This window comes from Opitutia bacterium (assembly GCA_016217545.1).
Classification (GTDB): Bacteria; Verrucomicrobiota; Verrucomicrobiia; order Opitutales; family Opitutaceae; genus Didemnitutus.
The window spans coordinates 975,369-1,002,086 of record JACRHT010000017.1; the positions used below are offsets into that span (position 1 = coordinate 975,369).

The following is a 26,718-nucleotide window of genomic DNA, read 5'->3' on the forward strand; positions in this document are numbered from 1 at the left end:
CTGTTTTTCTGCAATCGCCCGCCCGCGTTTCCCCAATCCTCCCGATTCTTCATGCGCACTCTTCTCCACGCCCGCGCGACGCACTCGCGGATCGCGCCCACTCGCTCTTCCTTTCTCGCCGTCGTCGCATTCGGCGTGTCGCTCGTCTGCGCCTCGTCAGTCTCGGCACAGACCATTCTCACCGGCGAACTGCTCACCAATCCCGGCGCCGAGTCCAACCTCACTGGATGGACGATCACCAGCGGCGTCGGCTACCTGGCCGACGCCGGCACCTATGATCCCGGCTACAACCCGCACAGCGGAACGCGCCAATTCGTCGCCGGTGCCGCACCCGGCGCTTCCGGCACGCTCGGCCAACTCGTGAATCTCACGTCCCTCTCCTCCGTCATCCTAGACCGCATCGACGCCGGACTGGTCTCAGCCGACGTCTCGCTTTGGTATAACATCTACTATCAAGGCGGCCTGCCCGACTACCTCCACGTCACGCTTACCTTTCAGGACGCCTCCTCCAACTCGCTCGGCACCGCCACCACGGCCGATCTGAATTCCAGTTACTCCGGCGGCTCGCTCTGGAACTACTACTCCGACTCTTTCGCCGTGCCGGTCGGCACGCGCGCCATCACCTACACGATCGTCTCCCAGCGCGGCGCCAACGGCGGCTCCTACATCGACGCGTTCTCCGACGATCACAGCCTCGTCCTCTCCACCGTGCCCGAACCCGCATCATCCGCCCTCGTTGGCGGGCTGCTGGTCTGCATCGCGGCGCTAATTGTCCTCCGCCGTCGCACCGCCGGCCAGCCCCATGGCCCTCCTCCGCGCCCGGTTATCCCTTGACGGTCCCGCTCCGGCGTCAAAACAGTCACGCACTCCCGATCGCGACCGATTGGTAGTCATGACTGATAACGCGCCCCGCCCCACGCCGCCGCCCGACACCGAGGCCGGCGCCCCGTTCGCGCCCACACAGTGGAGCGTGATCCTGCAGGCGCGTCGCGACTCCACCAATCGCCGCTCCGCGCTCGAGCAACTCTGCGCCAGTTACTGGCTGCCGATCTACGGTTACCTCCGCCGCCGCGGCCACTCGCCCGCCGACGCCGAGGATCTCACGCAGAACTTCTTCGTCTACCTCCTCGACGGCGATTTTCTCGACCGCCCCGATCCGGCCAAAGGTCGCTTCCGCGGCTACCTCGTCGGCGCGCTGCGGCATTTCCTCAGCGAACACTTCGAGCGCGCCTCGGCGCAAAAACGCGGCGGCCGCGCGCAATTCATCGACTGGGCCTCCGTCGACGCCGAACGCGAACTCGCCACCGTCGACCAGCCCGCCGCCGACCCGAGCAGCGTGTTCGAACGCAGCTGGGCGCTCACCCTGCTCGCCCGCGCCCTGCGCAAACTCGAGGACGAGCAATCCACGCCCGCGCGCCGCGAGCAGTTCGCCGTGCTCAAAGCCTTCCTCAGCGCCGCGCCCAGCCCCGGCGACTACGACCGCGCCGCCGCCGCACTCGGCACCACGCGCACCAACGTCGCCGTGTGGGTCCACCGCCTCAATCAACGCTACGCCGAACTCGTGAAACTCGAGGTCGCCGCCACCGTCAGCGACCCGACCGAAGTGCGCGCCGAAATGCAGCACCTCCTCCAAGCCCTCCGCGCCTGATCAATCGTTCCTCTTTCTCGCAATCGTTCTCGTTCTCCCGCTCGCGCCGCACCGGCCATGCCCAGCGTTTCCGCCCAACCGTTCTTCAACATCTGCCCGTCCTGCGGCGGCTCCACCGCGCACCCGTTCGCCGTCGGCGGCGTGTGCCTGCGCTGCGCAGGCTTGCGCGCGCTCGCTGGCGAGGATTTCGCGCTCACCCCGCCACTCGAAGAACCCGCGGACAACCGCCCCGGCGGACTCCGCCGCATCGGCGCCTACGAGATCATCGACGACATCGGCCGCGGCGGCATGGGCCGCGTCTACGCCGCGCGCCAGAGCGCCCTCGGCCGTATCGTCGCGCTGAAAGCCCTGCCCGACACCGGCAGCGCCGCCGGCCCCGAACTCCGTTTCCTCCGCGAAGCCCAAACCGCCGCGCGCCTCCGCCATCCGCACATCGTCGCGGTGCACGACTCCGGCCGCGCCGACGGCCACGTGTTCTTCACGATGGACTACGTCGAAGGCGGCGATCTCGCGCAACGCCTCCGCCGCGGTCCGCTCGCGCCGCGCGACGCCGCCAGCCTGCTCCATAAAATTTCCGGCGCGCTCGCCTACACGCACGGCGAAGGCGTCCTCCACCGCGACCTCAAGCCCTCCAACATCCTCCTCGACGGCGACGAGCCGCGCCTCGCCGACTTCGGCCTCGCCGCCGAACTCGAGCCGGGCGGCGACCTCACCGCCGTCACGGGCGTCCTCGGCACCCCGCACTACCTCGCCCCCGAAGCCATCCGCGGCGGCAGCGGCGCCGTCACCGCCGCGAGCGATCTCTACGCCCTCGGCGTCATCGCCTACGAAATGCTCGCCGGCCGCACGCCGTTCGCGGGCGCGAGCGCGGCCACGCTCCCGCAGCTCGTCGAGCAACGTCCCCCGCCTTCGCTCCGCTACCTCGCGCCCGCGACGCCACCCGAGCTCGAGACCATCACGCTCAAACTCCTCGAACGCGAACCCGAGCGCCGCTACGCCAGCGCCGCCGCGCTCGCGGAGGACTTGCGCCGCTTCTTGGCCGGCGAGCCGATCCTCGCCCAACCGCCCGGCGCATGGACGCGCTTCGCCCGCTACGCCCGCCGCCACCGCGTCGCCTTCGGCATCGGCGCCGCGTTCGTCACCGTGCTGCTCGCCGCCACGATCATCAGCTCGTCGCTCGCTGTCCGCGCGCGCCACGCCGAACGCGCCGCCCGCACCGAAGCGCAGACCAGTCGCGCCCTCGCCGACTTTCTCCAGAACGATCTCCTCGCCCAGGCCGCGCCCACTGAGCAACCCGACCGCGATCTCAAACTCCGCACGGTCCTCGACCGCGCCGCCGCCCGCCTCGAATCCCGCTTTGCCGATCAGCCACTCGTGAAGGCCGACGTGCACAACATGATCGGACACGTTTACGACTCGCTCGGCGAGTATCCGCAAGCGCTCCCGCACATCGAACAGGCCTGGAAAATCCGCGTCGCGCAACTCGGCTCCGACGCCCCGCTCACGCTCATCTCCGCCCGCCAAGTCGCCGGCGAACTCACCAACCTCGGCCGCTCCGCCGACGCCGAACGCCTCCACCGCGCCACCTTCGAACGCACCCGCAAGCTCCTCGGTCGCGAGCATCCCGACACGCTCGCCGCCGCCGACGGCCTCGCCGCAAACCTCCGCGACCTCGGCCGCCTCGCCGAGGCAGAGACGCTCATCGTCGAAAACGTTGCACTCTCGCGCCAAGTCTTCGGCGCCCAAAGCCCCGACCGTTTCTTCGGCCTCAGTATCCTCGGCAGCCTGCGCAACCAACAGTCACGTTTCGCCGAAGCCGAGGCGACCTTCCGCGAAGCCGCCGAAATCGAAACCGCCGCCCACGGCCCCGATCACCCCGACACGATCACCGCCTGGAACAACGTCGCCCTCGCGTGCCGCGATCAGGGCAAATTCGCGGAGGCCGCCGAGATCAACGAGCGCATCCTCGCCTTCCGCCGCCGCGTCCTCGGCCCCGATCACCACGACACCCTCGTCACGACCAACAACCTCAGCGGCGTCTATAAAGCGCTCGGCCGTCTCGCCGACGCCGAGCGTCTCCAGCTCACCGCCGTCGAGATCGCCCGCCGCACGCTCGGGGACCGCCACATGGAAACGCTCGTCTTCATGGGCAATCTCGCCGACACCTACCGCCGCGAAAACAAACTCGCCGAAGCGAGCGCCCTCACCCGCGAAACGCTCGAACTCCGCCGCACCGCGCTCGGCTCCACCCATCCGCACACCCTCGCCGCTCTGTTTCAACTCGGCGACCTGCTCCTCCGGCAAAATCAACCCGCCGCCGCCGAGCCCGTCCTCCGCGAATCGCTCGACGCTCAACTCCGCGCCGACTCCTCCAGCTGGGTGACCGCCGCCGCCCGCGCGCAACTCGGCACCGCGCTCGCGCGCCTCGGCCGTTTTACTGAAGCCGAGCCGTTGCTGCTCGAAGGCCACCGCGCCCTCGCCGCCAACCTCGAACGCATTCCCGCTCTCCGCCGCAGCATCGTCCAGGAAACGCGCGAGCACCTCGCGGAACTCTACACCGCGTGGGCCAAGCCCGACCGCGCCGCCGAGTTCAAGTAACCGCGTCGCCCGTCGATTTGCCCTATTGAGAATTTCCTGAAGAAGTGACGAAACGTGCGGTAGGGCGGGACCGCTGGGCCCGCCGAAACTCACTCGCGACGCGCCCAGCCCCGCCCGCGCCGACTTCGCCTCGAACGGTGCGTCAGCTCTTAGCCGGCAAGAAACATCGCAGCAGGCTGGAGGCCTACGCTACTGGTTCAGCGGCACGAAGCTCCACTGCGCCGCGGAGAACAGGCCGCGATCGCTCAGCTTCAGATCCGGAATCACCAGCAGCGCCATGAACGACAGCGTCATGAACGGCGCGTCGAGCTTCGACCCGAGCTTCTTCGCCGCGCGATCGAGCTCCGTGTAGCGCTTCGCCACCCAGCGCCCGTCGCGATCCGACATCAGGCCCGCGATCGGCAACGGCAGCACGCGCCCGCGCCCCGCGCGGTCCACCACGCTCAAGCCGCCGCGATTCTTGATCACGAGATTCACCGCCCGCGCGAGCGCCGCGTCGTCCACGCCGACCGTCACGATATTGTGCGAATCGTGCGCGACCGACGACGCCAGCGCGCCGCCTTTCAATCCGAACCCGCGAATGAATCCCACCGCGACCGGCGCGCGCGGCACGTAGCGGTTCACGACTGCGATCTTCAGCAAATCACGCTTCGGCTCGGCGACGAACACGCGCTCCCGCACCACCGGCTCCTCGCGCAGCTGGCGCGTGATGAGCTGGCCGTTGAGCGCCTCGATCACGTTCAGCTTCGCGCCGCCCGTCGGCCGCGCGACGAAATCCGCCGCGACGCGCGGCTGGGCGCGGAACTGGTTCGGCGTCTTCGCCCGCAGCCGCTTCAACCGCGAACGCCCGTTCGCCGCGACGAGTTCGCCGTCGATGTAGGTGCGCTCCACGCGGAAATTCTTCCAGCCGTCGACGACGACGAAATCCGCCGGATCGCCCGCGCGCAGCAGCCCAACCTTCATGCGGTAATGCTCCACCGGATTCAGGCTCGCGGCGCGCAACACGTCGAACCGGTCCGCGCCGGTCGCGAGCGCGCGGCGCACGTGTGCGTCGAGGTGGTGCTGCACGAGCAGGTCCGGATGGAGATCGTCACAACAAAGCATCGCGCGCTCCGGCGCGGATTTCAGCAGCGGAGCCAGCGCGGCGAAGTTCCGCGCGGCCGAGCCCTCGCGGATGAGGATCTTCATTCCCGCCGCCAACTTGTCCTGCGCCTCCTCGAGCGTGAAACACTCGTGATCCGTCGACGGCCCCGCGGCCGCGTAGGCGCGCGCCTGCTCGCCGCGCAGGCCAGGCGCGTGGCCGTCGATGGGTTTGCCGAGTTTCTTCGCCGTGGCGATCATCGCCGCGAGCGCCGGATCGCCGCCCAGCACGCCGGGGAAATTCATCACCTCGGCAAGGTAGTGCACATCGCGGCGCTTGAGCAGGCGCGCGACCGCCTTGGCATCGAGTGTGGCGCCCGCCGTCTCGAAGGTCGTCGCCGGCACGCACGACGGCGCGCCGAAATGGAACTTGAGAGGCGTGCGCACACCATCGCGGATCATGTAGTCCACGCCGCGCTCGCCAAGGACGTTGGCGATCTCGTGCGGATCGGAAATCGTCGCGACCGTGCCGTGCGCCACCGCGAGGCGCGCGAATTCCGACGGGGGCAGCAGCGAACTCTCGATGTGGATGTGCGCGTCGACGAAGCCCGGCATAATCAACCGCGTCTCCCGCACGCGCGCGTCCTCCCGCACGACGGTCACGCGGCCTTCACACCATTCGACGACGCCGGGGAAAACCCGGCGCGCGTGCAGGTCGACGATTTGCCCGGCGAGGCGCTGAGGACGCGGCTTCATGCGCGGCATTCAGGCAACCGTCGCCCGGCAGCGCAATGCCGGCTTCCGTGCGCGATTTGCTGTAACCGTGGGCGGCGCGACGGGTTTTCCCTCACGGCACGGTCCTTCCCGCCGCGCTGCCCTCCATGCTCACCGACCTGCGTCTCGCCTTTCGTCAACTCGCCAAAGCCCGCGGTTTCGCCGCCGTCGCCGCCCTGACGCTCGCCGTCGGCATCGGCGCCTCCACCGCCATGTTCAGCGCGCTGCGGGCGTTGGTGATACAGCCGTTCAACTACCCGCAATCCGACCGCATCGTGCACGTCTGGTCGGGCGACGGCTGGCCGCTGTCGCCGGCCGACTTCCACGACCTGCACGAGCAGAATCGCTCATTCCAGCACTTCGGCGTTTACGATCCGTCCACGGCGAACGTCGGGCTCGAAAACGCACAGGCCGTGGCGGGCGTCCGCGCGACGCCGGGCGTGCTCGAGGCCTTCGGGATCGCGCCGCAACGCGGCCGCCTGATCGAAGCGAGCGATTGCGTGCCGGGCGCGCCGCGGGTTGCGATCATCAGCCACAACCTCTGGCAGCAGACCTTCGGCGGCGATCCCGGCCTCATCGGTCGCGCGATTCGCGTCAACGGCGCCGACGCCACCGTCATCGGTATCATGCCGGCGAGCTTCGAATTCGCCGCGCCGTGGATGCGGACGGAGGATTGCCAGGTCTGGCTGCCCCGCTCGTTCGACGAGAAGGAACTCCAGCAACGCGACAGCCACTACCTGTGCGGCGTCGCCCGGCTGCGCGACGGCGTCACCGTCGCCGCGGCGGACAGCGACATCAAGGCGATCGGCAAACGCCTCTCGGCGCTCCACCCCGACTCGAACACCCGGAAACATTTCCTCGTGCGCACGCTGCACTTCGAGATGACGCACCAAATCGGCCAACGTGTCTGGCTGCTCTCCGCCGCTGTCGTGCTCGTGCTGCTCGTCGCCTGCGCCAACGTCGCTTCCATGCTGCTCGCGCGGAGCGCGCGCCGGCAGGGCGAATTCGGCGTGCGCATCGCGCTCGGCGCCACGCGCGGTCGCCTGATGCGTCTCGCGCTCGCCGAGAGCCTCATGCTCGCGCTGCTCGGCGCGGCGGCCGGCCTCGCATTGGCCTACGGCGGCATCGCGGTGCTCAAGGTCATCGCGCCTGCCAGCGAGGCACGCCGCGCGGCGATCACGCTCGATTGGGCCGCCGTGGCGTTCGCGTTTGGCGCGGTGGGCTTGACCGCGTTGCTGGCGGGCTTGCCGCCGGCGCTGGCCGCCGCGCGCACCTCGCTCGCCGGCATCATCCGCAGCGACGCCCGCGGCTCCACCGGCACGCGCCACACGATGCTGCGCGCGCTGCTGGTCGCGCAGATCGCCGTCGCCTTCGTGCTCGCGAACGGCGCGGCGCTCTTCTCCGCGAGCTATTTCAAGATCCTCGACCAAAACCGCCTGCTCACCACCGAGCACGTGCTCACGGCGCAGTTGAGCCTGCGCGGCGAGGCCTACAAGGAAAACGAGGCGCGCGTGCGTTTCTGGCAGCGCCTCGAGGAGAAGCTCTCGGCGCTCCCGGGCGTCACCTCCGTCGGCCTCACGTCGAAGCTGCCGCTCGAAGGCGGGAGCAACACGAACGCGCTGGTCAACGACGAGGTCTACGACCCCGCGCAGCGCCGCATGAACGTGGAGCGCTCCTCGATCTCGCCGCACTATTTCGAGACGCTCGGCATGCAGCTCGTGCGCGGCCGGAACCTCACCGCGGCGGACGACATGAACGCCGATGGCATCCTCGGCGTCGTGGTCAATCGCGCCATGGTTGACAAGGCCTGGCCCAACAAGGACCCGATCGGCCAGGTGTTCCGCGCCAACATGCCCACCAAGCCGTGGTATACCGCCACCGTCGTGGGCGTCGTGGAAAACGTCCGTCAATGGGGCGCGACGGAGGAGGTGCAGCCCGAGATGTTCACCACGCCGCCGCGGCATTGGGGCAGCACGGTCCACATCAATCTCCGCTCGAGCCAGCCCGCCTCCGCGCTCGCGCCGCTGCTCCGCCGCGCCGTCGCCGAGCTCGACCGCGAACTCCCGCTGAACAACGTCCGCACCATGAACCAAGTCGTGCGCGAGGTGACCGCCGGCGAACGCGCCGTCGCCAGCGTCGTGAATTTCTTCATGGGCACCGCGCTCGGGCTCGTCGCCGTCGGCCTCTACGGCACGCTCAGCTACTACATCGCCCAACGCACGCGCGAGATCGGCGTGCGGCTCGCGCTCGGCGCGCTGGGCGGCAACATCCTCCGGCTCGTCCTCGCGCAGGGTCTCCGCTGGGTCACGCTCGGTGTGGCGCTGGGACTCGCCGGCACGCTCGCGCTGACCGGCGTGCTCAAGAGCCTCGTCTACGGCATGGACGGCCTGAGCGCTTCGCCGCTGCTGCTCGCGACGGGAGTCGTCCTGCTCGCAGCCATCGGCGCCATCCTTCTGCCGGCCTGGCGGGCCTCGCGCCTCGATCCGCTGGAAGCCTTGCGCATTGACTGAACGCGCCCCGGGACGCGAGCGGTTACGGGGAAAAACAACTCGCAAAACCGGCGCACCGGTGCACGTTTCGAGGCCATGTCCGCTCACAACCTCACCAGCGATTACCGGAACCCAATCACTCCGCGCCTCGACGACGACGACGATGACCACGAGTGCGGCGGCGCCAGCAAGACGCCGACGCCGGTGGGCGCGCAAATCCAGCGCAAGTTCCTCGAGCAGCGGAAAATCTTCCTCTGGGGCGCCGTCACCGACGAGACCGCCAAGGACCTGACCGAGAAGCTCCTCTACCTCGAGTCCGTGGCCCCGGGCAAAGAGATCAATTTCTACATCAACAGCCCGGGCGGCTCCATCACCGCCGGCATGGCCGTCTACGACACCATGCAGCTCATCACCTCCCCGGTGAACGTCATCGTCACCGGCATGGCCGCCTCGATGGGTTCCATCCTGCTCAGCGCCGCCAAGAAGGGCCGCCGCCACCTCTACCCCCACGCGCGCGTGCTCATTCACCAGCCGCTCATCTCCGGCCGCTTCATCGGCCCCGCGACCGACATCAACATTCAGGCGAAGGAAATGGAGAAAATCCGCATCGAGCTGAACCACATCCTCGCCGCCGCGTCCGGTCAGCCGATCGAGAAGATCAACAAGGACTCCGACCGCGACTTCTACCTGAACGCCGAGGAAGCCATCGCCTACGGCCTCGCCGACAAGATCGTCGACAAGGTCTGAGTGACACCGCGAGCGCCCGCCGCATCCGCAAAAATTCAGCCCGCCAGCAATGGCGGGCTTCTTATTGAGGATTTCCCGAAGAAGTGACGAAGCGTGCGGTAGGGCGGGACCGCTGGGCCCGCCGAAACTCACTCGCGGCGCGCCCAGCGGTCGCGCCCTACCGGTTGTGCCGCCCTCGGAGCATCGTCGGGAAGTGCTCAATAGTCTCCTGTAGCGGTGGTCTGTGACCGCCGCTACAGGACTCCATCGCTTCACTTCGGCGAGGCGGGCGTCGTGGGAGCCAGCAGCCCGGCCGCACGTCGTGCGAACTCCAGCGAACGCGTCATGTCGCCCGCTGCGTCGGCCACGCGGCGCGCCTCCTGCAACGCGCGCAGCTGCGCATCGGGCGTCGGCGCCGTGGAGCGCACCAGCAAATCGAAAAACGGCAGCGCCTCGCGCGCCGTGCCGTGCGCCGCGACGAGTTCGGCGGCCAGTTTCACCAGCGGCCACTCGCCGGAGGAGACCGGCGGCAGGTTCGGCATGAAGCCGAGTTCGGCGATCGCCGCGGCGGGGCGGTTGTGTGCGATCTCGTAGCGCGCCGCCGCCAAGGCCAGCGGCACGCTCGGCTGCTCACGCATGCCGCGCGCGAGCAATTCGCGCGCCTCGTCGTCGAGCCCGAGCCGGTCGAGCACGATGACCTTCCGCGCGATGGCGTAACCGGCGAGCGTGTGCGGCACGTTTGCGAGGTTCCGCACCTGCTCGTCGAGCCCGACCTTGAACGGCCGGTAGAGCGGATCGCCGAGGATGATCGTCTGCCAGCTCAAGGCCGGCGTGGCGAACCACGCCGCGTCGCCGAGCGTCTTGCCGCGCGCGAGCTCGGCCAGCAGCAGTTGCGGACGGATCGTGAATTCGAGGTAGGGTTCGAACACGTTGCCGAAGGTCGCGGTGACGCCGTGCGCCAGCAGCGGGCCGCACCAGTAATCCGTCGTCGTGCGCAACGACGCCGCAGACACGCTGTGGATGTGCAGCGCGATCGCGCCGGGCGGAAAGCGGAAATCCGGACGGACGAACGGTCCGTCGGCGGTGAGCGTATACCAGCCGAAATACAGCACGGGCGCATCGAAACGGTCCGTCACATCGAACCGGCCGCTGCCGTTCTGCACGTCGCCGGGAAAGCCGAGATTCACCAACTGGTCGCGCGTCGCCTCGAGCCAGCGGTCGCCATTCGCGTGCGGTCCGCCGAGGTCGACGTAGTAGCGGCCGATCAAACCCTGCTTCTCCGCCTCGAGCGCCGAGGTGACGAGGTTGCGCGCCACCGCGTCGCTCGGGCCGTCGAGGCGGGCGGTTTTGACGACGAGTTCCGCGCTCACGTCCGACGCACGTTGCGCGCCGAAAAGCGGGTTCTGCAACGGGCCGAGGTTCGGCGGATTGTTCTGCGCGATCAGTGCGAGCTCGGAATCCACGGCGGCGCCGGTGGTGCGGAACTCCTTTTGCAGACGCGACGCCATGCGTTCGTCGAAAGTCGTCGGATCGTTGTCGATGCGCAGCGGCGTGCCGCGACAGAGAACGAGATACGCCAGCTTGTGCCCGGTGAGCGCCGAGCGGCGCCGGCCGAGCGAGTCGAGTTTCCCCGAGATGTAGCCTTCGAGCCAGCCGCGGCGCAGCAGCTCGTCCTGCAGCGGCTGCCAGATGAAATCCACGAACGTCCGCCACGTGATCGTCTCCTCCGCCGGCATCGGCAAGGCGATGACGTTGGTGGCGGGGATGCCGCGTTTCGCCGCGTAGAATTCGCCAAGCGCCACCGACTCCGGCTGGCGCGCGTTCACGAGCACCACGGTGCGCGCCGCGAGGTCGTCTGTCGCCGCCTGCGCGACCGCGGCGAGCAAAAGAAGGAGGCCCAGCGTGCGTCGCAGGAACTTCATGCCCGGCCGAATCGAAAACCGAGCCACACCGCGAGCAGACAGAGCGCGAGCGAGAACACAATATTCAGCGCCGCCGCCACCCATTGGCCGCGCAGCATCTGGTCGAGCGTCTGCCAACTGAAGGTGGAGAAGGTCGTGAACCCGCCGCAGAAGCCGACCACGAGCGCGCTTTGCACGCGCGCCGCGGCGTCGGGTTCGAGCGAGCCGAGCCGGGCCATCAGCCAGCCGATCAGCAGCGAACCGGCCGCGTTGATCAGGAGCGTGCCCCAAGGGAAGCGCGCGCCGGAGAACGCGTGACCGACGAGCGCGCGAAGCACCGAACCGAGCGCACCGCCGAGGGCAATCCAGAGCAGCGCGCCGGCGTTCATGGAGCCTTGGGGGCCGGAGCCGCGGCGTTGGCTGCGGCGACCTGACGCCGCACCAGTTGTTCGCGCAGGTAAGTGTCGAGCGGCGCGGATTTCCAAGCGGTGACCCAGAGGCGCGCAAGCATGTCGGCGCCGGTGAGGAGCTGGCCTTCGAAAAACGCCCGCGCTTCGGGAGTCACGGGGAGCTCGGGACCGTTGCCGAGGAGCTTGGCTTTCTCGAGCTGGTAGAGCGGTTCGACCTTGGCGTGTTGCGCGATCACGTAGTCCACCGCCGCGACGAAGACCGGATCACGCCCGTCGGCGCGCGCCGGCAGCGGCATCGGCTCGGCGGTGGTGACGCGCGCCTTGAGCGCCGCGGCCTTGAGGCCGGCCTTGGCAATGAAGCCGCCGTCGCACCACGAGTGAATCCGCGGGGAAGTGGTGTAGCCGTGCGGGTTCGGGCCGACCCAGCCGTTGTGGTGCACGGTGGTGTGCAGCGGCTGCGCGCAATCGGCGACGCCGTGCGCGAGCAGGCCCATCGCGTAGAGCACGTCTGCCTGCGCATTCGCAATTTCCGACGGCGTGCCGCCGACTTCCTGGTAGGCCTTCAGGTAGCCGAACGCAGAGCGCAGGCGGTGGAAATTCTCGGTGATGGCCCACGGCGCGAAGCCCGGCCACTCGTTGGTGTGGCCGCTGTTTTTCTCCGGGTCGACGACCGGGAACTTGTCCGCATGCGCCGCACGGCCGGCCGCGAAAGCCAGCGCGAAATCCAAGCGGTAGTTCGAGAGATTTTTCAAATCGAGGCCGGCGTCGGGCACCTGCTCGAGGTCGAAGAAGTGATCGGTCCAGCTGCCGCCGACCTGCTTGAGCGCGGGATCAACGTTGCGCAGCCGGTCGGGGACGTTGGCCATGTGGAGGACGCGGTCGGTGGCGGCGGCATCGCGCGCAAAGGCCGGAAAATCGGCCGGCAACGAGTCGAGCGCGAGTTGGGCGACGATGCGGTGACCCTCGTAGTCCCACGCCTGTGCCAACGAGGCCCCGCACAGCGCGACGGCCACAACAACAAAACGAGCAGGTGACAACATGCGGTGAGTTTCAGGACGCCCCACCGCGCTTGGCCAGCCTCATTTCTTGGCCGGTTGCTCTGGCTTCGGACGCAGCGCGGAAACCTGCCCCGTGTAAGCCACAATGCCGGCGGCGATCGACTCGGCGATCTGCTGGCGAAACTCGGGTTTCGCGACACGGCGCGCTTCGTCGTCGTTGGAGAGATACGCGCACTCGACGAGCACGCCGGGACAATTGAGCGTGCGCAGCACGGCCCAGCGCGCGCGCTTGTAGCCGCGGTCGGGCGTCTCGACGCCGTTCACCATCGCGCGGTGCACCGCGAAACCGAGGAGCAGGTTCGCGTGGTCGTAGCGGTTGCCGGGAAACGCGCGCGAGGTGTCGTCGTCGGGTTCGGTCGATGCGGTCGAGAGCATGCCGCGCGGCGTGAACGTGTAGGTCTCGACGCCGCGGATGGATTCCGGGGCGTGGTTGAAGTGGATGCTGACGAAGAGATCGGCGAGCGCCTTGTTCGCGAAGTCGGCGCGGAGCGGCAGATCGACGCGGGGGTTGGACGAGAAGCGCGTGTCGCCGGTGCGCGTGAGTTTCACGCGGTAGCCACGCGCCTCGAGGAGTTTCTCCACGCGCTTGGCGACGTCGAGCGCGGCGGCTTTCTCGGTGATGCCGACCTTGCGGTTGTCGGTGCCGGGATCGGTGCCGCCGTGGCCGGGATCGAGGACGATGAGGCGCGGCGCAACGGCCGGCAGCTGGCTGGCGAGATCGGCGGGGCGGAAGAGCGGGAGGACGGTTTTCTCCGCATCGAGCTTGGTGATCCACAGGCTGTCGGCGGACGCGACGACCGGACGACTCATGTGGATGCGGATGCCGTCGAGATGGAAGTCGCGCTCGACGTCCTCGAAGACGCAGCGCGTGCCGCCGGCGTCCGCGAGCGTGGCTTTCTTGCCGGCGAGCGTGAGCTTCAGGCCGAGTTTTTTCGCGATGAGCGCGAGGTCGACGTAGTCGTCGCCGTAGAGCCGCGCGCTCGGCCATTCGGTGACACCCAGGACCGCGCCGGGGCGCGTGGGCGCGGCGCGAACGGGTGCAGGTGCCTGCCGCGCGAAAACTCCGGCGCTCGCGGCGAGCAGCGCGAACGCGGCGGCGAGGAACCGGATCATGCTCGGCGACGCCGCGGAGCGGCGCGCGTCAGGATTGCGGCGCGGCGAGGCTGTCGTCGCCGTGATTCGCCGACTGGCCCGGTGCGGACTCGCGGACGTGATACTTCGGCTTGCGCTTGTTCACCGGGTTCGGCGTCAACATGACGTTGATCTGCTTGCCGGTGAGTTTCGGCGCGGAGTCCGGATGGCCCATCGTCTCGAGTTCCTTGAGGGCGCGATTCATGACGTCGAAGCCCATCTCGGTGTGGGCCATTTCGCGGCCGCGGAACTTGAGGCGGAGCTTCACCTTGTTGCCTTCGTCGAGGAATTCCTCGGCGTGGCGGACCTTGGTTTCAAAATCGTGTTTCTCGATGCGCACGGTGAACTCGATTTCCTTGAGCTTGGTGCCGGCGGGCTTCGAGTGGGCGTGCTTCTTCTGCTCCTCGTAGATGTATTTGCCGAAATCCATGATGCGGCAAACGGGCGGCACGGCGGCCGACGCGACTTCGACGAGGTCGAGGTTGAACTGCTGCGCGAGGGCGAGAGCCTTCGGCGTATCGAGGATGCCGAGCTGGCGGCCTTCGGGGGAGATCACGCGCACCTGAGGGGATTTGATGCGCGCGTTACGCTTGATGTGAGCGTAGGGGTCGTTGTTGCGGGGGGCGCCGCGATTGAAGGGCGGGCGGGTCGAGCCGCCAGAGGAGGAAGGAAGTGCCATTAATTAGGTTTGCTGAACCGAGTAGGTGGGCCGTCTTTTTGCCGTGAAGGAGGGTGATGACAACCCCTTTTTGAGCGAGTTGCATCGGGGAACGCCGGAGCGCCGCGTCGGCGGCGGCCGGTCAGACGCTCAGCGCGGCGGCGGCAAACAGGCCTGCAAAGCCGCCGCCAGGTCGCGCAACCGCACCGGCTTGGTCAGAAAATGACTCATGCCGGCCGCGAGACAGGCCTCGCGGTTGCTCGCCCGGACGTTGGCCGTGACGGCGATGATCGGCGGCTTGTCACCCGGACGCCTCGCGCGGATCAGCCGCGTGGCCTCGATCCCGTCGAGGTCGGGCAGCTGGCAATCCATGAGGACCACGTCCCACTCCCCTGCCCCCGCCATGGCCACGGCGCTCGCGCCGTTCTCCGCGACCTCGAAGCTCAAACCCAGGCGCCGGAGGTAGAGGCCCATGACTTGGCGGTTGGTCGCGTCGTCCTCCACGAGGAGAATCTTGCCGGCCAAGCGCGGGAGCGGGCCGTCGGTTTCGTCCTTGGGCGCGGGAGCCGCCGCCACCACCAGCTGCACGGTAAACCGGAAGATCGAGCCGCGATTCGGCGCGCTCTCGACCGCGATGTCGCCGCGCATCGCCTCGGCGAGCTTGCGGGAAATGGCGAGTCCGAGACCGGTGCCGCCGTAGCGACGGCTCATCGAGCTGTCGGCCTGCGTGAACGGCCGGAACAACCGCGTCTGCGTCGCCGCGTCCATGCCGATGCCGGTGTCGCTGACGGCAAACTCGAGCGTGCAGGACTCGCCCGGCCGCGCCGGTGCCGGACCTCCGAGCGCCCGCACCGCCAGTCGCACTTCACCCTCGGGCGTGAACTTGATCGCGTTGCTCAACAGATTGAGCAGCACCTGCCGCACGCGCGTGGGATCGCCCAGCAACAGCGCCGGAGCGTTCGCCGGAACATCGACCCGCAGTGCCAAACCGGCGGCCTCCGTCCGCGGGCGCATCGCCGTCGCCACCGCATCCACGAGCCCGTGCAGTTCGAACGGAACACGCTCGAGTTCGAGCCGGCCCGCCTCGATGCGCGAGAAATCCAGCACGTCGTTGAGGAGATCGTGAAGCGCGTTGGCCGAGGCCGAGGCCACGCGCACCATTTCCAGCTGGCGCGGCGTCATGTCCGCCGAGTCGTGGAGCAGCTGCAGCATGCCGATGAAACCGTTCATCGGCGTGCGAATCTCATGGCTCATCGTCGCGAGGAACTCGCTCTTGGCGCGGTTGGCGGCCTGGGCGTTCTCGCTGGCGGTGCGCAAGTCGACTTCGACCAACTGGCGACGCGCCACTTCGTTGCCGAGCGAGCGGACAAGCGCGGCGTTTTCGTAGCCCAGGCGCAACGTCCCGGCGAGCGTCCGATACTGCTGAATGGCGGCGATCGTCATGTAGATGAGATAGAGCACCGACATGAAACCGAGCCCGAGATTCACCGCCGCGGGAGCGTTCGCAGTGAGGAACCGCGCCATCAGCGGCACCACCGCGAGGTAGAGATAGGCGAGGTTCGCCGCCGGCACCGGCACGAGCAACCGCGCGGCTCCCGTCGTGAGTCCCGCCAGCACCAGCACGATCGCCGTCTGATATTCCGGAGGCACGACGGGATAGAAAAACCACGCCGCCGCTCCCCACAGCAAACCCGCCAGCGCGCTCGACGCGACAAAGCTCCAGCGGTCCCAACGCGTCACCGCACGATTCGGCTCCCGTCGAACCCAGAACCACAATCCCACGCGCGCGAAATTGACCGCCAGCGCCACGCCGAGCCACACGCTCACCGAAAACGCCGGAAGCGCGGTCGCGAGAATACCCGCCAGCAACGCGGCGATCAGCGAGCCCACCACCGAACCGACGATCGAGTCGCGAAACGCGACCCGCACCAGCTCGTCGCTCACCTGACGAGTCAGCGCCTCACGGGCGTCGGCCGAAGCGGAAGAAAGAGGGTTTGTCTCCACAAGAACGCCGCGCGCGGCGGCACGAATAACACAGGGGAAAGAGCCCGCTTTGTCGACCAAGTCCCGGCAGCCCGCCTCGGCCCGCGGCACCGCAACCGAGGCCGCACGCTAGACGCTGAAACTCTCGCCGCAGGAGCAGGAGGCTTTCGCGTTCGGATTGGCGAACTTGAAGCCGCCGCCGACCATCTTGTGCGAATAGTCGAGCACCGTGCCCTTGAGATAGAGCGCCGTCTTCGGATCGACGAGCACCTGCGCGCCCGCAGTGCGGACGAGGATGTCGCCGCGCTTCGCGTCCGGCGTGAAACGCAACTTGTAGCTGAGCCCGTTGCAGCCGCCGCCGGTGATGGCGATGCGGAGAAAATCGCCCTGCTGTTCGCGTGCGATGAGCGCCGCGACCTTCGCGCCCGCGTCCGCCGTGAGGCGAACGAGGTTTTCGTTACCCTCGCGCACGCCTTCGGGCAACGCGCGCGGCGCGGCGAGTGGAGCGAGTTGTTCTGGAGCAGTTTCAGCCATCGACGCTCCCCACAGAGCCGCGAATTCGCCGCGTGGCAACTGCGGGATGCAGCCAGCCGACAGCATTCGGCACCCCGAGCTTGTCAGCTCCTTCGTGCCCGCCTACCAAGACCGCGGGCCAACTATGGAGAATTTCCGCTTCGACGTATTCCTCAGCCACAGCTCCAAAGACAAATCAGTCGTCCGCCCGCTCGCCGAAGCGTCTGCGCAAAGGCAGAAGTCCGGCACGTTCCGCTTTCACGATCTGCTGAACAGGGAGCGTCGCGTCCTTCTCACACGCCTCGACGACGCCTCTATCAAAGGCTCCAACTAACGAACGTAGGAACGCCCATGCCCAAAACTATTCCCAACAAACCGCGCAGCGTTCCGCAGGTGATGGTTTCCAGCACCTTCACGGATTTGCAGGAGCATCGTGCGGCACTCATCGACGCCATTCATGCGCACAAGCTTCATGCGAACGTGATGGAGAACGACTCCGCTCGCCTCGTCGACGTCATCGACTCCTCGCTCCAGATGGTGCGCGACAGCGCGGCCTACATCGGTGTTATCGGCCTGAAATACGGCCAGACGCCCGCGTGTCCAACGCGCAATCCCGACAAGCGGTCCATCACCGAACTGGAGTTCAACGAAGCGCAGCGTCTTGGGCGTCCGGTCCTACTCTTCATCATGGGGGATGATCATCCCTTGAAGAAGGCCGACATCGAGAAGGATCCGGAAAAGGAAACGAAGCTGAACGCCTTCCGCGAACGGGCAAAGCGGCACGCACCGGGCTCAAACGTGAATCGCGTCTATGCGGTCTTCAACAGCCTCCAAGAGTTCAAAGACAAGCTTGGTTCATCGCTATCCGAACTGAAGCCACATCTCGACCCGGGTGCAGGTGACACCGCCGAGGACACATCAACGCAGGACAAGGGCAACACCATCCCCAAGCCCCCCGCCTTCCACGCCGTCCCCGACTATCTCGGCTCGCACAAGTTCGTCGGAAGGGCCGCCGAGCTGCAAGCTCTCTCCGACTGGGCCGCGCCCGCCGATCCCACGAACCTGCTCCTCTTCGAGGCCATCGGCGGCAATGGCAAGAGCATGCTCACTTGGGAGTGGACGAAAAACCACGCCCTCGCCGCGCGCCCGGCGGACCAGCCTTGGGCCGGGCGCTTCTGGTATTCGTTCTACGAGGGCGGCGCGAGCATGGAGGACTTCTGCCACCACGCCCTCGCCTACATGACGGGCCGCCCGCTGGAGGACTTCGCGAAAAAAAAACCGCCGCGCTGAAAGACGAACTCCTCGCCCAGCTCCATGCCCGGCCCTGGCTGCTCATCCTTGATGGACTCGAGCGCATCCTCGTCGCCTACCACCGCATTGATGCCGCCGAAGTCCCCGACGAGGAGGCGAACAGCCCCACCGACAAAATCGTCAACCGCAACCCCTGCGACGCAATCCGCGACGAGGACAACGACCTGCTCCGCGCCCTCGCCGCCGCCACCCCGTCGAAGCTCCTCGTCAGCTCCCGCCTCACTCCGCGTGTCCTGCTGAATCCCTCCGGCCAGCCCATCCCCGGCGCGAAGCGCATCACCCTCCCCGGCCTGCGCCCGCCGGATGCCGAGGCCCTCCTGCGCTCCTGCGGGATCGAGGGGAAAAGCGACGCCATCCAGAGCTACCTCACCGCCAACTGCGACAACCACCCGCTCGTCATCGGTATCCTTGGCGGCCTCATCAATAAGCCGGGCCGCAATCGAGGTAACTTCGACAAGTGGGTGGACGATCCGAAGGGCGGTGCCGTGCTGGATCTTGGCAAGCTCAACCTGATCCAACGGCGGAACCATATCTTGGAAGCTGCGATATCCGCCCTTTCAAACGAGAGCCGCCAGCTCCTTACAACGCTCTCTTTGGTTCACGAATCTGTGGACTGCGAAATGATGGAGGCATTCAATCCCCATATCCCTGCTGAGCCATCGTTCGTGAAAGACCCTGATGAGGGACGCAGGCCCTGGACACCTCGCGAACGCGAAGCCCACCAAAAAGCATACCGTGCCTTGTCGGCCGAAAAGAAGAAGAAGGCGGATGCGGCTCAAGCGAAGGCAAAAGCGGAATACAAAGAAGGAGTTCAACGGCGAAAACAATACCTCAAGGCCCTCGCCGAGTGGAAGGTGATGGCAGCCGCTCAAGATGTCGTCGCCAAGCTATGGGACACGGTAGCCGACCTCGAAAGCCGGGGGCTGTTGCAATTTGACGGCCGGATGCGCCGCTATGATCTGCATCCGGTGGTTCGTGGAGTCGCTTCAAGGACACAGCGAGGCGAAGAGAAGGAAGGACACGGGAAACGTGTCGCCGATCATTTCTCAGCCATCGCCCACCGTCCCTACGAGGAAGCCGAGACCATGGAGCACGTGCGCAGCGGCCTGCATGTCGTCCGCACCCTGATCAAGCTCGGACACTACCAGCAGGCGGCGGATGCCTATCGGGGTGATTTGGCGAATGCGCTCCTTTTCAACCTCAATGCCTTTGCCGAAACCTTGTCCTTGCTGAGGCCTTTCTTTCCCGACGGCTGGGGCGAACTGCCGACGGAGGTGAAAGCTAGGTATCGTTCCTATCTGGCAACTTGTGCAACGATCGCCTTGAGTAGTTCTGGTGAACCGGTTGTCGCCCTCGCCGCTTCCGGTGCTAGCCTGCGCGCCAACTTGGAAGCCGAAGATTGGACCAGCGGGACGATTGATCTCCTCCACATCGCGCGCAATCTGGACGCCCAGAATCGGCTAGCCCAGTCGCTCCGCACGGATTCCCTCGCCTTGGAGGTCGCCACCTTGAGCGAAGTCGAGCAAGGGGTTTTCATAAGCCGACTTGAGTTGTTCGCCGACCAGTCGGGGATGGGCCAGTGGGCGGAAGCCGACGCCCTCTGGAGCCTGCTCGACCCCATGGGCCGCGCTTGGTTGCGCAGCTCCTATCGGCCCGGAGGGGCTGAATGGTGTTACGCCGAGTTTCGCTTCTGGCAGGGCAGCTTGCAGGAGGCGCATCTGGCCGAGGCCGAGCGCTTGGCGGCCCAGGGCAAAGACCGCAGCATCATCCGCGCTCTCCATCGCCTGCGCGGCGACTGGCGGCTCATGCAGTGCGAGTGGAAGTTGGCGGCGGCGAGCTACCAGGAGGCCGTGCGCCTTGCCCGCGAACGCAGCCTCACCGATGCAGCCTCCGAGACCGGCCTCGCCCTGGCCAAGCACCACCTCGGCCAGGTCGCCAATCCCCGCAGCGAAGCCGAACGTTTGGCCCAACTCCGAGACCCCGCGCATCGCCTCCTCGCCCTGCTCTGGATCGCTATCGGCGACACCGCGCAAGCGAAGCACCACGCCCTCGCCGCCTACAAATGGGCTTGGGCCGACGGCGAACCGTATGTGCACCGCTACGAACTCACGAAGACCACCGAGTTGCTGCACGAGCTGGGCGTGCCTATTCCCAACCTCCCGTCCTACGATCCCGCGAAAGACGAACCCTTCCCTTGGGAAACCGATGTCCGCGCCGCCATGGAAAAACTCCGCGCCCAAAAGAAAGCGAAGCCGGAAAAACGTGACGAAGCCTCGGAGAAGCCCTCCGCCGATTGAGTTTCACGTAAATCGACAACGCCGGTGGAGCGCGTTGACCCCAACGCGCTCAGAGCGGATTGAGGTCAATCCGTTCCACCCCAAGGCATGACTCAGTTCCGCGAACCTCAATAAACCCGCCGGCCTCTCTATCGTCCAACTCGCTCGACGACCTTACGGCTTCCGCGCAATCAACCGCCGCGCCACGCTCACAGCATTCGTGAAACTCTGCGCGCTGGCTTTCCCCTGCCCTGCGATGCCGAAGGCGGTGCCGTGGTCGGGGCTCGTGCGCACGAAGGGGAGGCCGAGCGTGACGTTCACGGATTCGTCGAAGTCGATCACCTTGAGCGGGGCGAGGCCTTGGTCGTGGTAGAGCGCCACGATGACATCGAACTCGCCGCGCAGCGCGCGGGCGAAGAGGGTATCGGCGGGCTGGCAGAGTGACAGGCCGGGAAATTCGCCGCGCAATTTTTCCAGCGTCGGGTTGAGCAGGTCGCGCTCCTCCTCGCCGAGCAAGCCGTTCTCGCCGGCGTGCGGATTCAGGCCGCAGACGCCGATGCGCGGCGCGGCGATGCCGTCGGCGCGCGCGAGACGGTCGGCGGCAGCGATGGTGCGATGCAAGAGCTGGGGGCCTAGTAGTTGCGGCACCTCACACAGCGGCACGTGCCACGTGGCGAGCGCCACGCGGAGCTTGCCGCCGCAGAAACACATCACCGGCTCGCCGCCCCAGCGCGCGGCGAAGAATTCCGTCTGCCCCGGAAACTCGTAGCCAACGGCGGCGAGGCGTTCCTTGCTGATCGGGCCGGTGACCACGCCGGCGAATTCGCCGGACTTCGTTCCCGCCGCCGCGCGCTCCATCGCCGCCCAGGCGACGAGCGCGCCATCGCCGTCGGGCTGGCCGGGTGTGGCGACAAAATCCTCGAGCCCAACCGCGATCTTCGCGCCGCACGCGGGCAGCATTTCGAGCCAGCGCGCCGGACCGATCACGGCGACATCGCCCGTTTCGGCCGGATGCGCGGCGAGCCAGGTCGCGATGATTTCCGGGCCGACGCCCGCCGGGTCGCCGCAGGTGAACGCGAGAGGTTTTGAGAGATCTTTTTTCACCGCGAAGGACACGAAGCGGACGAAGGGAATGCCGTCAAAACCCGGATTCCAGGTTCGGCTTCGTGACCTTCGTGAACTTCGTGGTTAAACTGCATCCGGCTCCGACTCCGATTGGCCCGGCCGCGCGAAGCCGCGTTTGCCGCCGGCAAAGAACTCCAGGAAACGCCGCGCCTCGGCGCTCTGCACGCCGGCGACGAGTTTTGCCGCCGCGAGCGGGCGCGGATCGCCGCCGCTGAACACGTGCGCGTAACATGCCTTGATTTCCAGGATCGCGGTGCGCGGGAAACCGCGGCGTTTCAGGCCGACGAGATTGAAGCCCGGCACCTCGTCGCGCTCGGCGACCATGAGAAACGGTGCGACGTCCTTCGTCAGGCGCGTGAGTCCGCCGACCATCACGCCTTCGCCGATGCGGACGAATTGGTGAATGCCCGCGCCGCCGCCGACGAACGTGAAGCTGCCGACGCTGACGTGGCCGGCGAGCATGACGTTGTTCGCGAGCACGACGTCGTCCGCGACCTCGCAATCGTGGCCGACGTGCGCGTTGGCCATCAGGAAGCAGCGCGCGCCGACGACGGTGTTTTTGCCGGCATAGATCGAGCGGTTGAGCGTGCAGTGCTCGCGGATGACCGTGCCCGCGCCGACCACGACGCCGCTCGCGGTCGCGGGGTCGAACTTGAGGTATTGCGGATCGCCGCCGACGACGGCGAACGGGTGCACGACCACGCCGTCGCCGAGCGCGGCGTGCTTCGTGACGATGGCGTGCGCGTGGACGGTGCAGTTGACGCCGAGCTGCGCGCCGGGTTCGACGATCGCGGTGGGATGAATGGTGGCGGTCATTGCGAGGAGCACCGCGACGAAGCAATCCAGCGAGCTGGATCGCCACGGTCCGCCGAGGCGGACCTCGCGATGACAGAAGGGAAAATGGACGGCCGCACCGCGTTCACTCCTTGCCGCGGCGGCTGGCGACGCGATCACTCAACAGGTCGAGCTGCGGGTCCTGCAACAGGTCGTAGGTCTTCAGCACGCGGATGAGCTGGAGCGTGTCGCTTTTGCCGTAGTTGCGGTTGAGATCCACCTTGTCGATCAGGTCGAGCAACATGGCGCGGAACGAGATCACGGCGTCGACACCCTTCTCCTTGAGCATGTCGACGGCTTGGGAGCGATACGGCTCGGCGGTCGGCAGGCCGGGCAACACGAGAATCTTCAGGAGGCCAGTGCCGTCCGGATCCTCGATTTCGGTCGGGAACAGGCGCGAGGCCTCCTTCAGCACGCTCTGCTCGAGGAAGCGGAAAATTTCCGGCTGATTGCGCAGCGTGCTCGGCGTGAAGCGACCGGCGGCGTGCCAGCCCTTGATGCTGATGACGGCGCGGTGGACAAACGGCAGCTCGTTGGCGAAGAGGAAGAAGTCGGGCTTGCGCGAGCCGCGCTGCCAGGTCGGGTTGAACACGACGAGGTCGATCACCTCGTCTGCCGCGCCCTTGCGGGCCGTGAGCGCGTATTTGCGCGCCTGGCGCACGAAGAAGCCGGCTTGCTCGAAGTATTCGCGAACGATGCCCTCGTCGATGGCAGACATGGGAAAGCCAACGTAGCGCCGGGCAAGACGAACGCAGTCAAAAAATCACCCCGCCGCCCCGACCTCGCGCCAGACCTTTTCCACCGGAGCCACCGGCACGTCGCCGCGAGTGGCGGCGCGACCGAGCGCTTCGAGGACGACAAAGCGCAGACGTCCGTCGCGGTTCTTCTTGTCGCGCGCCATTGCACCGAACAACGCGGTCATCGGCAACGGCTCACGGAGACGCACCGGCAAACCGTGCGCAGCGACCACACGCTCCACACGCTCGACCGCGGCGGTATCGACGAGGCCCAGCTCACGCGACAGACGTGCCGCCGCCGCGAGCCCGATCGCCACCGCTTCGCCGTGCAAATACGCGCCGTAGCCCGCGACGTTCTCGACGGCGTGGCCGAACGTGTGTCCGAGATTCAGCAGCGCGCGGCCGCCCTCGGCCGCCGTTTCGCGGGGATCGGCTTGCACGACCTGCGCCTTGATTTCGCAACAGCGGCGCACGATCGCGAGCAGCTCCGGATGCGTGAGCGTTAACGGCGTCGCCTCCAGCTGCGCGAAGAGCGCGGCGTCCGCCAGCAGGCCATACTTGATGACCTCGGCCGCACCCGCCGCAAATTCGCGCGGCGGCAGCGTGCGCAGGAAGTCGGCGAACGCATACACCGCGCGCGGATGGTGAAACGCGCCCGCGAGATTCTTGCCCGCCTTCAGGTTCAGGCCGGTTTTGCCGCCGACGGAGCTGTCGACCATCGCCAGCAGCGTCGTCGGCACCTGCACGTAGTCGATCCCGCGGAGGTAGCTCGCCGCCGCGAAGCCCGCGAGATCGCCCACAACGCCGCCGCCCACGGCCCACAAGATGCCCCGCCGGTCGACGCGGTGCTGCGCGAGAAATTCCCACACCTCCGCGAGCTGCGCGGCGTTCTTGGTCCCCTCGCCGGCCGGCAGCACCAGCGTCGGCACGCCGCCAATCGACGCGTCGCCCGTGAGCCCCAGCACGTTCGCCACCGACGCGTCCGTGACCACCACCGCAGAGCGCGCTTTCCAGTTCGGCTCGGCCATCGCGGCGGTCAGCGATTCGCGCACTGCGCCGGTGCGCAGGTGAATCGGATAAGCGTGCTCAGAAAGCTGAACTTCAAGGGGTTGAGTCACGAGAGTGTTAGAGCGCAATTGGTTGCGCCGGTCAAACCGCGTTTCGGTCATGCGCATTTTGTGCGCTTCCTGCGTCATTTTGAGACAAATTCTCAAATCCCGCTTGACGTGAGATTGGGTCGCATGTGCAGTGCGACCCGTTCTCAATTTCCAACTTCCATGCACCTCCACGCCATTCGTTCTTCACGCCGCTCCGCCGCTAGCGCCGCGCTGACCCTTCTCAGCGCCGTCGCCCTCCACGCCGACGATGCGGGCGACACGCCGAGCTACTTGCCGCCATCCAACGAGGTCCATCGCCTCGCCCAATTCGAAGTCACCGGCCAAAAGGAAAAGAGCGTCTACACCGTCCAACGCAGCGTCACCGCGACCAAGACCGACACCGCACTCGTCGACGTCCCGCAGTCGATCTCCGTGATCACGCGCGAGCTGATCGACGACCAAGCGATGCAGAACATCGGCGACGTCACCCGCTACGTCCCCGGCGTCGGCATCGCCCAAGGCGAGGGCAACCGCGACACGCCGGTCCTCCGCGGCAACAGCACGACCGCCGACTTCTTCATCGATGGCGTCCGCGACGACGTCCAATATTTCCGCGACCTCTACAACGTCGACCGCGTCGAGGTCCTGAAAGGTCCAAACGCGATGATCTTCGGCCGTGGCGGCTCCGGCGGCCTCATTAACCGTGTCACCAAGCTCGCCAACGGCCGCAGCCACCGCGAAGCCACGATCCAGATCGGTTCCTGGGAGCAATACCGCGGCACGCTCGACTTCGGCGACAAGCTCACCGACGCGTTCTCCTACCGCGTGACCGGCCTCTACGAAGACAGCGGCAGCTACCGCGACGACGTCACAGTCAAGCGCTACGGCGTCAACCCGACCTTCCGCTACACGTTGTCGCCCGCCACCACGCTTCGCTTCGGCTACGAATACTTCCACGACGAACGCGTCGCCGACCGCGGCGTCTCGTCCTATCTCGGCCGCCCGCTCGCGGTCGATCCGTCCACCTTCTTCGGCGATCCCGCGCAGAGCCATGTCGACGCGAGCGTCCACACCGCATTCTTCACCGTCGACCACCGCTTCAACGCCAACCTCACCCTGCGCAACCACACGCGCTTCTCGACCTACGACAAGTTCTACCAAAATGTCTTCCCGGGCGCCGTGAACGCCGCCGGCACCACGGTCGCGATCCAAGGCTACAACAACGCCACGCAGCGCGATAATCTCTTCAACCAGACCGACCTCGTCTGGGATGTCGACACCGGCGGCCTGAAACACCAAGTCCTCACCGGCGTCGAGTTCGGCCACCAAGTCACCGACAATTTCCGTAACACCGCCTACTTCGACTCCGTCGCCGTCGGCACTACCTCGATCCAAGTCCCGCTCTCCAACCCGCGCACGACGATCCCCGCCGTCTTCCGCCAGAGCGCCACCGACGCCGACAACCACGGCGTCGCCCGCACCGTCGGCATCTACGCGCAAGACCAGCTCCAGCTCACCCCGCGCCTCCTCGGCATCGTCGGCGTCCGCTACGACCGCTTCGAAGTCGACTTCGACAACCACCGCAACGCGACCTCGCTCGATTCCTCCGACGAGATGCTCTCCCCGCGCGCCGGCCTCGTCTTCAAGCCCGCAGCGAACCTCTCGCTCTACACGAGCTACAGCATGTCCTTCGTCCCGCGCGCCGGCGAACAACTCGCCTCGCTCAGCCTGACCAACCGCAACCTCGATCCTGAAGAATTCAAAAACTACGAGGTCGGCGTGAAGTGGGACGTCCGCCCGGAACTCTCCGTCACCGCCGCGCTCTATCGCCTCGACCGCTCCAACGTCGCCATCACCGACCCGGCGGACTCCACCAAATCCCTCCTCGTCGACGGTCAGCGCGCCAAGGGCCTCGAACTCGGCATCACCGGCCGCGTCGCGCGCAACTGGAGCATCTCCGGCGGCTACGCCTATCAAGACGGCGAGATTCTCTCCACGCAGTCCGCCACCGTGAAAGCCGGCGCGCGCCTCGCGCAACTCCCGCGCCACACGATCTCCCTCTGGAATCGCTACGACCTCAACAAGGACTGGGGCTTCGGCCTCGGCGCGATCTACCGCGACGAAATCTACGCGTCCACCGACAACACCGTCCGCGTCCCGAGCTTCGTCCGCTTCGACGCCGCCGCGTTCTACCGCTTCAACGACCGCGTCCGCGCCCAGCTCAACGTCGAGAACGTCCTCGACCGCGACTACTACTCCGCCGCCAACAGCAACACGAACATCACGCCCGGCTCCCCGCGCGCCTTCCGCGTGAGCGTCACCACCACTTTCTGAGTGCTCCGGAGCGCGCGACCTTCTCCCGGTCGCGC

General features: G+C 67.1%; 20 protein-coding genes. 8 read left to right on the forward strand and 12 right to left on the reverse strand.

Features of this window, described 5'->3' with window-relative positions; all coding sequences use genetic code 11:
- Positions 1–51 precede the first annotated feature (51 nt).
- Genes HZA32_20085 through HZA32_20095 form a run of 3 tightly spaced genes read left to right on the forward strand, consistent with a single transcriptional unit; the run spans position 52 to position 4,246 of the window.
- The gene (locus HZA32_20085; GenBank protein ID MBI5426382.1) at positions 52–834 is read left to right on the forward strand and encodes a PEP-CTERM sorting domain-containing protein; all 783 of its coding nucleotides are present in this window, start codon (positions 52–54) and stop codon (positions 832–834) included.
- A gap of 58 nt (positions 835–892) precedes the next feature.
- Complete coding sequence (locus HZA32_20090; GenBank protein ID MBI5426383.1) at positions 893–1,648, forward strand: sigma-70 family RNA polymerase sigma factor; 756 nt, start codon at positions 893–895, stop codon at positions 1,646–1,648.
- Between the two features lie 57 nt (positions 1,649–1,705).
- Complete coding sequence (locus tag HZA32_20095) at positions 1,706–4,246, forward strand: serine/threonine protein kinase (GenBank protein MBI5426384.1); 2,541 nt, start codon at positions 1,706–1,708, stop codon at positions 4,244–4,246.
- A 189-nt stretch (positions 4,247–4,435) separates the two neighbouring features.
- On the opposite strand, the gene ade is transcribed toward HZA32_20095, so the two are convergent.
- Positions 4,436–6,082 carry an adenine deaminase gene (gene ade / locus HZA32_20100; protein ID MBI5426385.1) on the reverse strand — a complete coding sequence of 549 codons (1,647 nt, stop codon included), beginning with the start codon at positions 6,080–6,082 and terminating at the stop codon, positions 4,436–4,438.
- Between the two features lie 125 nt (positions 6,083–6,207).
- On the opposite strand from ade, the gene HZA32_20105 reads away from it, so the two are divergent.
- Together HZA32_20105 and HZA32_20110 are read left to right on the forward strand one after the other, a co-directional pair.
- Positions 6,208–8,610, forward strand: a complete 2,403-nt coding sequence (locus HZA32_20105; protein ID MBI5426386.1) for an ABC transporter permease — start codon at positions 6,208–6,210, stop codon at positions 8,608–8,610.
- Positions 8,611–8,685: 75 nt separating this feature from the next.
- A complete protein-coding gene (locus HZA32_20110; protein ID MBI5426387.1) occupies positions 8,686–9,336 on the forward strand; it encodes an ATP-dependent Clp protease proteolytic subunit in 651 nt (216 codons plus the stop codon).
- A 251-nt stretch (positions 9,337–9,587) separates the two neighbouring features.
- Here HZA32_20110 and HZA32_20115 read toward each other — a convergent pair whose 3' ends face one another.
- From HZA32_20115 to HZA32_20145, 7 genes are all read right to left on the reverse strand, one after another.
- A complete protein-coding gene (locus HZA32_20115) occupies positions 9,588–11,237 on the reverse strand; it encodes a TIGR03790 family protein (protein ID MBI5426388.1) in 1,650 nt (549 codons plus the stop codon).
- Positions 11,234–11,605 carry a fluoride efflux transporter CrcB gene (gene crcB / locus HZA32_20120; GenBank protein MBI5426389.1) on the reverse strand — a complete coding sequence of 124 codons (372 nt, stop codon included), beginning with the start codon at positions 11,603–11,605 and terminating at the stop codon, positions 11,234–11,236. The genes HZA32_20115 and crcB overlap by 4 nt, the downstream gene beginning before the upstream one ends.
- Positions 11,602–12,666 carry a hypothetical protein gene (locus HZA32_20125; protein ID MBI5426390.1) on the reverse strand — a complete coding sequence of 355 codons (1,065 nt, stop codon included), beginning with the start codon at positions 12,664–12,666 and terminating at the stop codon, positions 11,602–11,604. Before HZA32_20125 ends, crcB begins: the two co-directional genes overlap by 4 nt.
- 39 nt (positions 12,667–12,705) lie before the next feature.
- Entirely contained in the window at positions 12,706–13,797 is a 1,092-nt protein-coding gene (locus tag HZA32_20130) for an N-acetylmuramoyl-L-alanine amidase (GenBank protein MBI5426391.1), read from the reverse strand.
- A gap of 28 nt (positions 13,798–13,825) precedes the next feature.
- Complete coding sequence (locus tag HZA32_20135) at positions 13,826–14,494, reverse strand: translation initiation factor IF-3 (protein ID MBI5426392.1); 669 nt, start codon at positions 14,492–14,494, stop codon at positions 13,826–13,828.
- A 129-nt stretch (positions 14,495–14,623) separates the two neighbouring features.
- Entirely contained in the window at positions 14,624–16,417 is a 1,794-nt protein-coding gene (locus HZA32_20140) for a response regulator (GenBank protein ID MBI5426393.1), read from the reverse strand.
- A 168-nt stretch (positions 16,418–16,585) separates the two neighbouring features.
- A complete protein-coding gene (locus HZA32_20145; protein ID MBI5426394.1) occupies positions 16,586–16,990 on the reverse strand; it encodes an iron-sulfur cluster assembly accessory protein in 405 nt (134 codons plus the stop codon).
- 46 nt (positions 16,991–17,036) lie between these two features.
- Here HZA32_20145 and HZA32_20150 point away from each other — a divergent pair, with 46 nt between their 5' ends.
- The gene (locus HZA32_20150; GenBank protein MBI5426395.1) at positions 17,037–17,303 is read left to right on the forward strand and encodes a hypothetical protein; all 267 of its coding nucleotides are present in this window, start codon (positions 17,037–17,039) and stop codon (positions 17,301–17,303) included.
- Between the two features lie 17 nt (positions 17,304–17,320).
- Positions 17,321–18,259 (forward strand): DUF4062 domain-containing protein, encoded by a 939-nt coding sequence (locus tag HZA32_20155; protein ID MBI5426396.1) that lies wholly within the window; start codon positions 17,321–17,323, stop codon positions 18,257–18,259.
- A gap of 2,471 nt (positions 18,260–20,730) precedes the next feature.
- Here the strand turns inward: HZA32_20155 and pdxA are convergent.
- The 4 genes from pdxA to aroB form a co-directional block, all read right to left on the reverse strand.
- Positions 20,731–21,660, reverse strand: coding sequence for a 4-hydroxythreonine-4-phosphate dehydrogenase PdxA (gene pdxA / locus HZA32_20160; protein MBI5426397.1), 930 nt, complete (start codon positions 21,658–21,660; stop codon positions 20,731–20,733).
- 84 nt (positions 21,661–21,744) lie between these two features.
- The gene (lpxA, locus tag HZA32_20165; GenBank protein MBI5426398.1) at positions 21,745–22,497 is read right to left on the reverse strand and encodes an acyl-ACP--UDP-N-acetylglucosamine O-acyltransferase; all 753 of its coding nucleotides are present in this window, start codon (positions 22,495–22,497) and stop codon (positions 21,745–21,747) included.
- 103 nt (positions 22,498–22,600) lie between these two features.
- A complete protein-coding gene (locus HZA32_20170; GenBank protein MBI5426399.1) occupies positions 22,601–23,233 on the reverse strand; it encodes a hypothetical protein in 633 nt (210 codons plus the stop codon).
- 45 nt (positions 23,234–23,278) lie between these two features.
- Positions 23,279–24,370: a 3-dehydroquinate synthase gene (gene aroB / locus HZA32_20175; GenBank protein ID MBI5426400.1), complete on the reverse strand. Its 1,092-nt coding sequence runs from the start codon at positions 24,368–24,370 to the stop codon at positions 23,279–23,281.
- Between the two features lie 159 nt (positions 24,371–24,529).
- Here aroB and HZA32_20180 point away from each other — a divergent pair, with 159 nt between their 5' ends.
- Entirely contained in the window at positions 24,530–26,683 is a 2,154-nt protein-coding gene (locus HZA32_20180; GenBank protein MBI5426401.1) for a TonB-dependent siderophore receptor, read from the forward strand.
- Positions 26,684–26,718 lie beyond the last annotated feature (35 nt).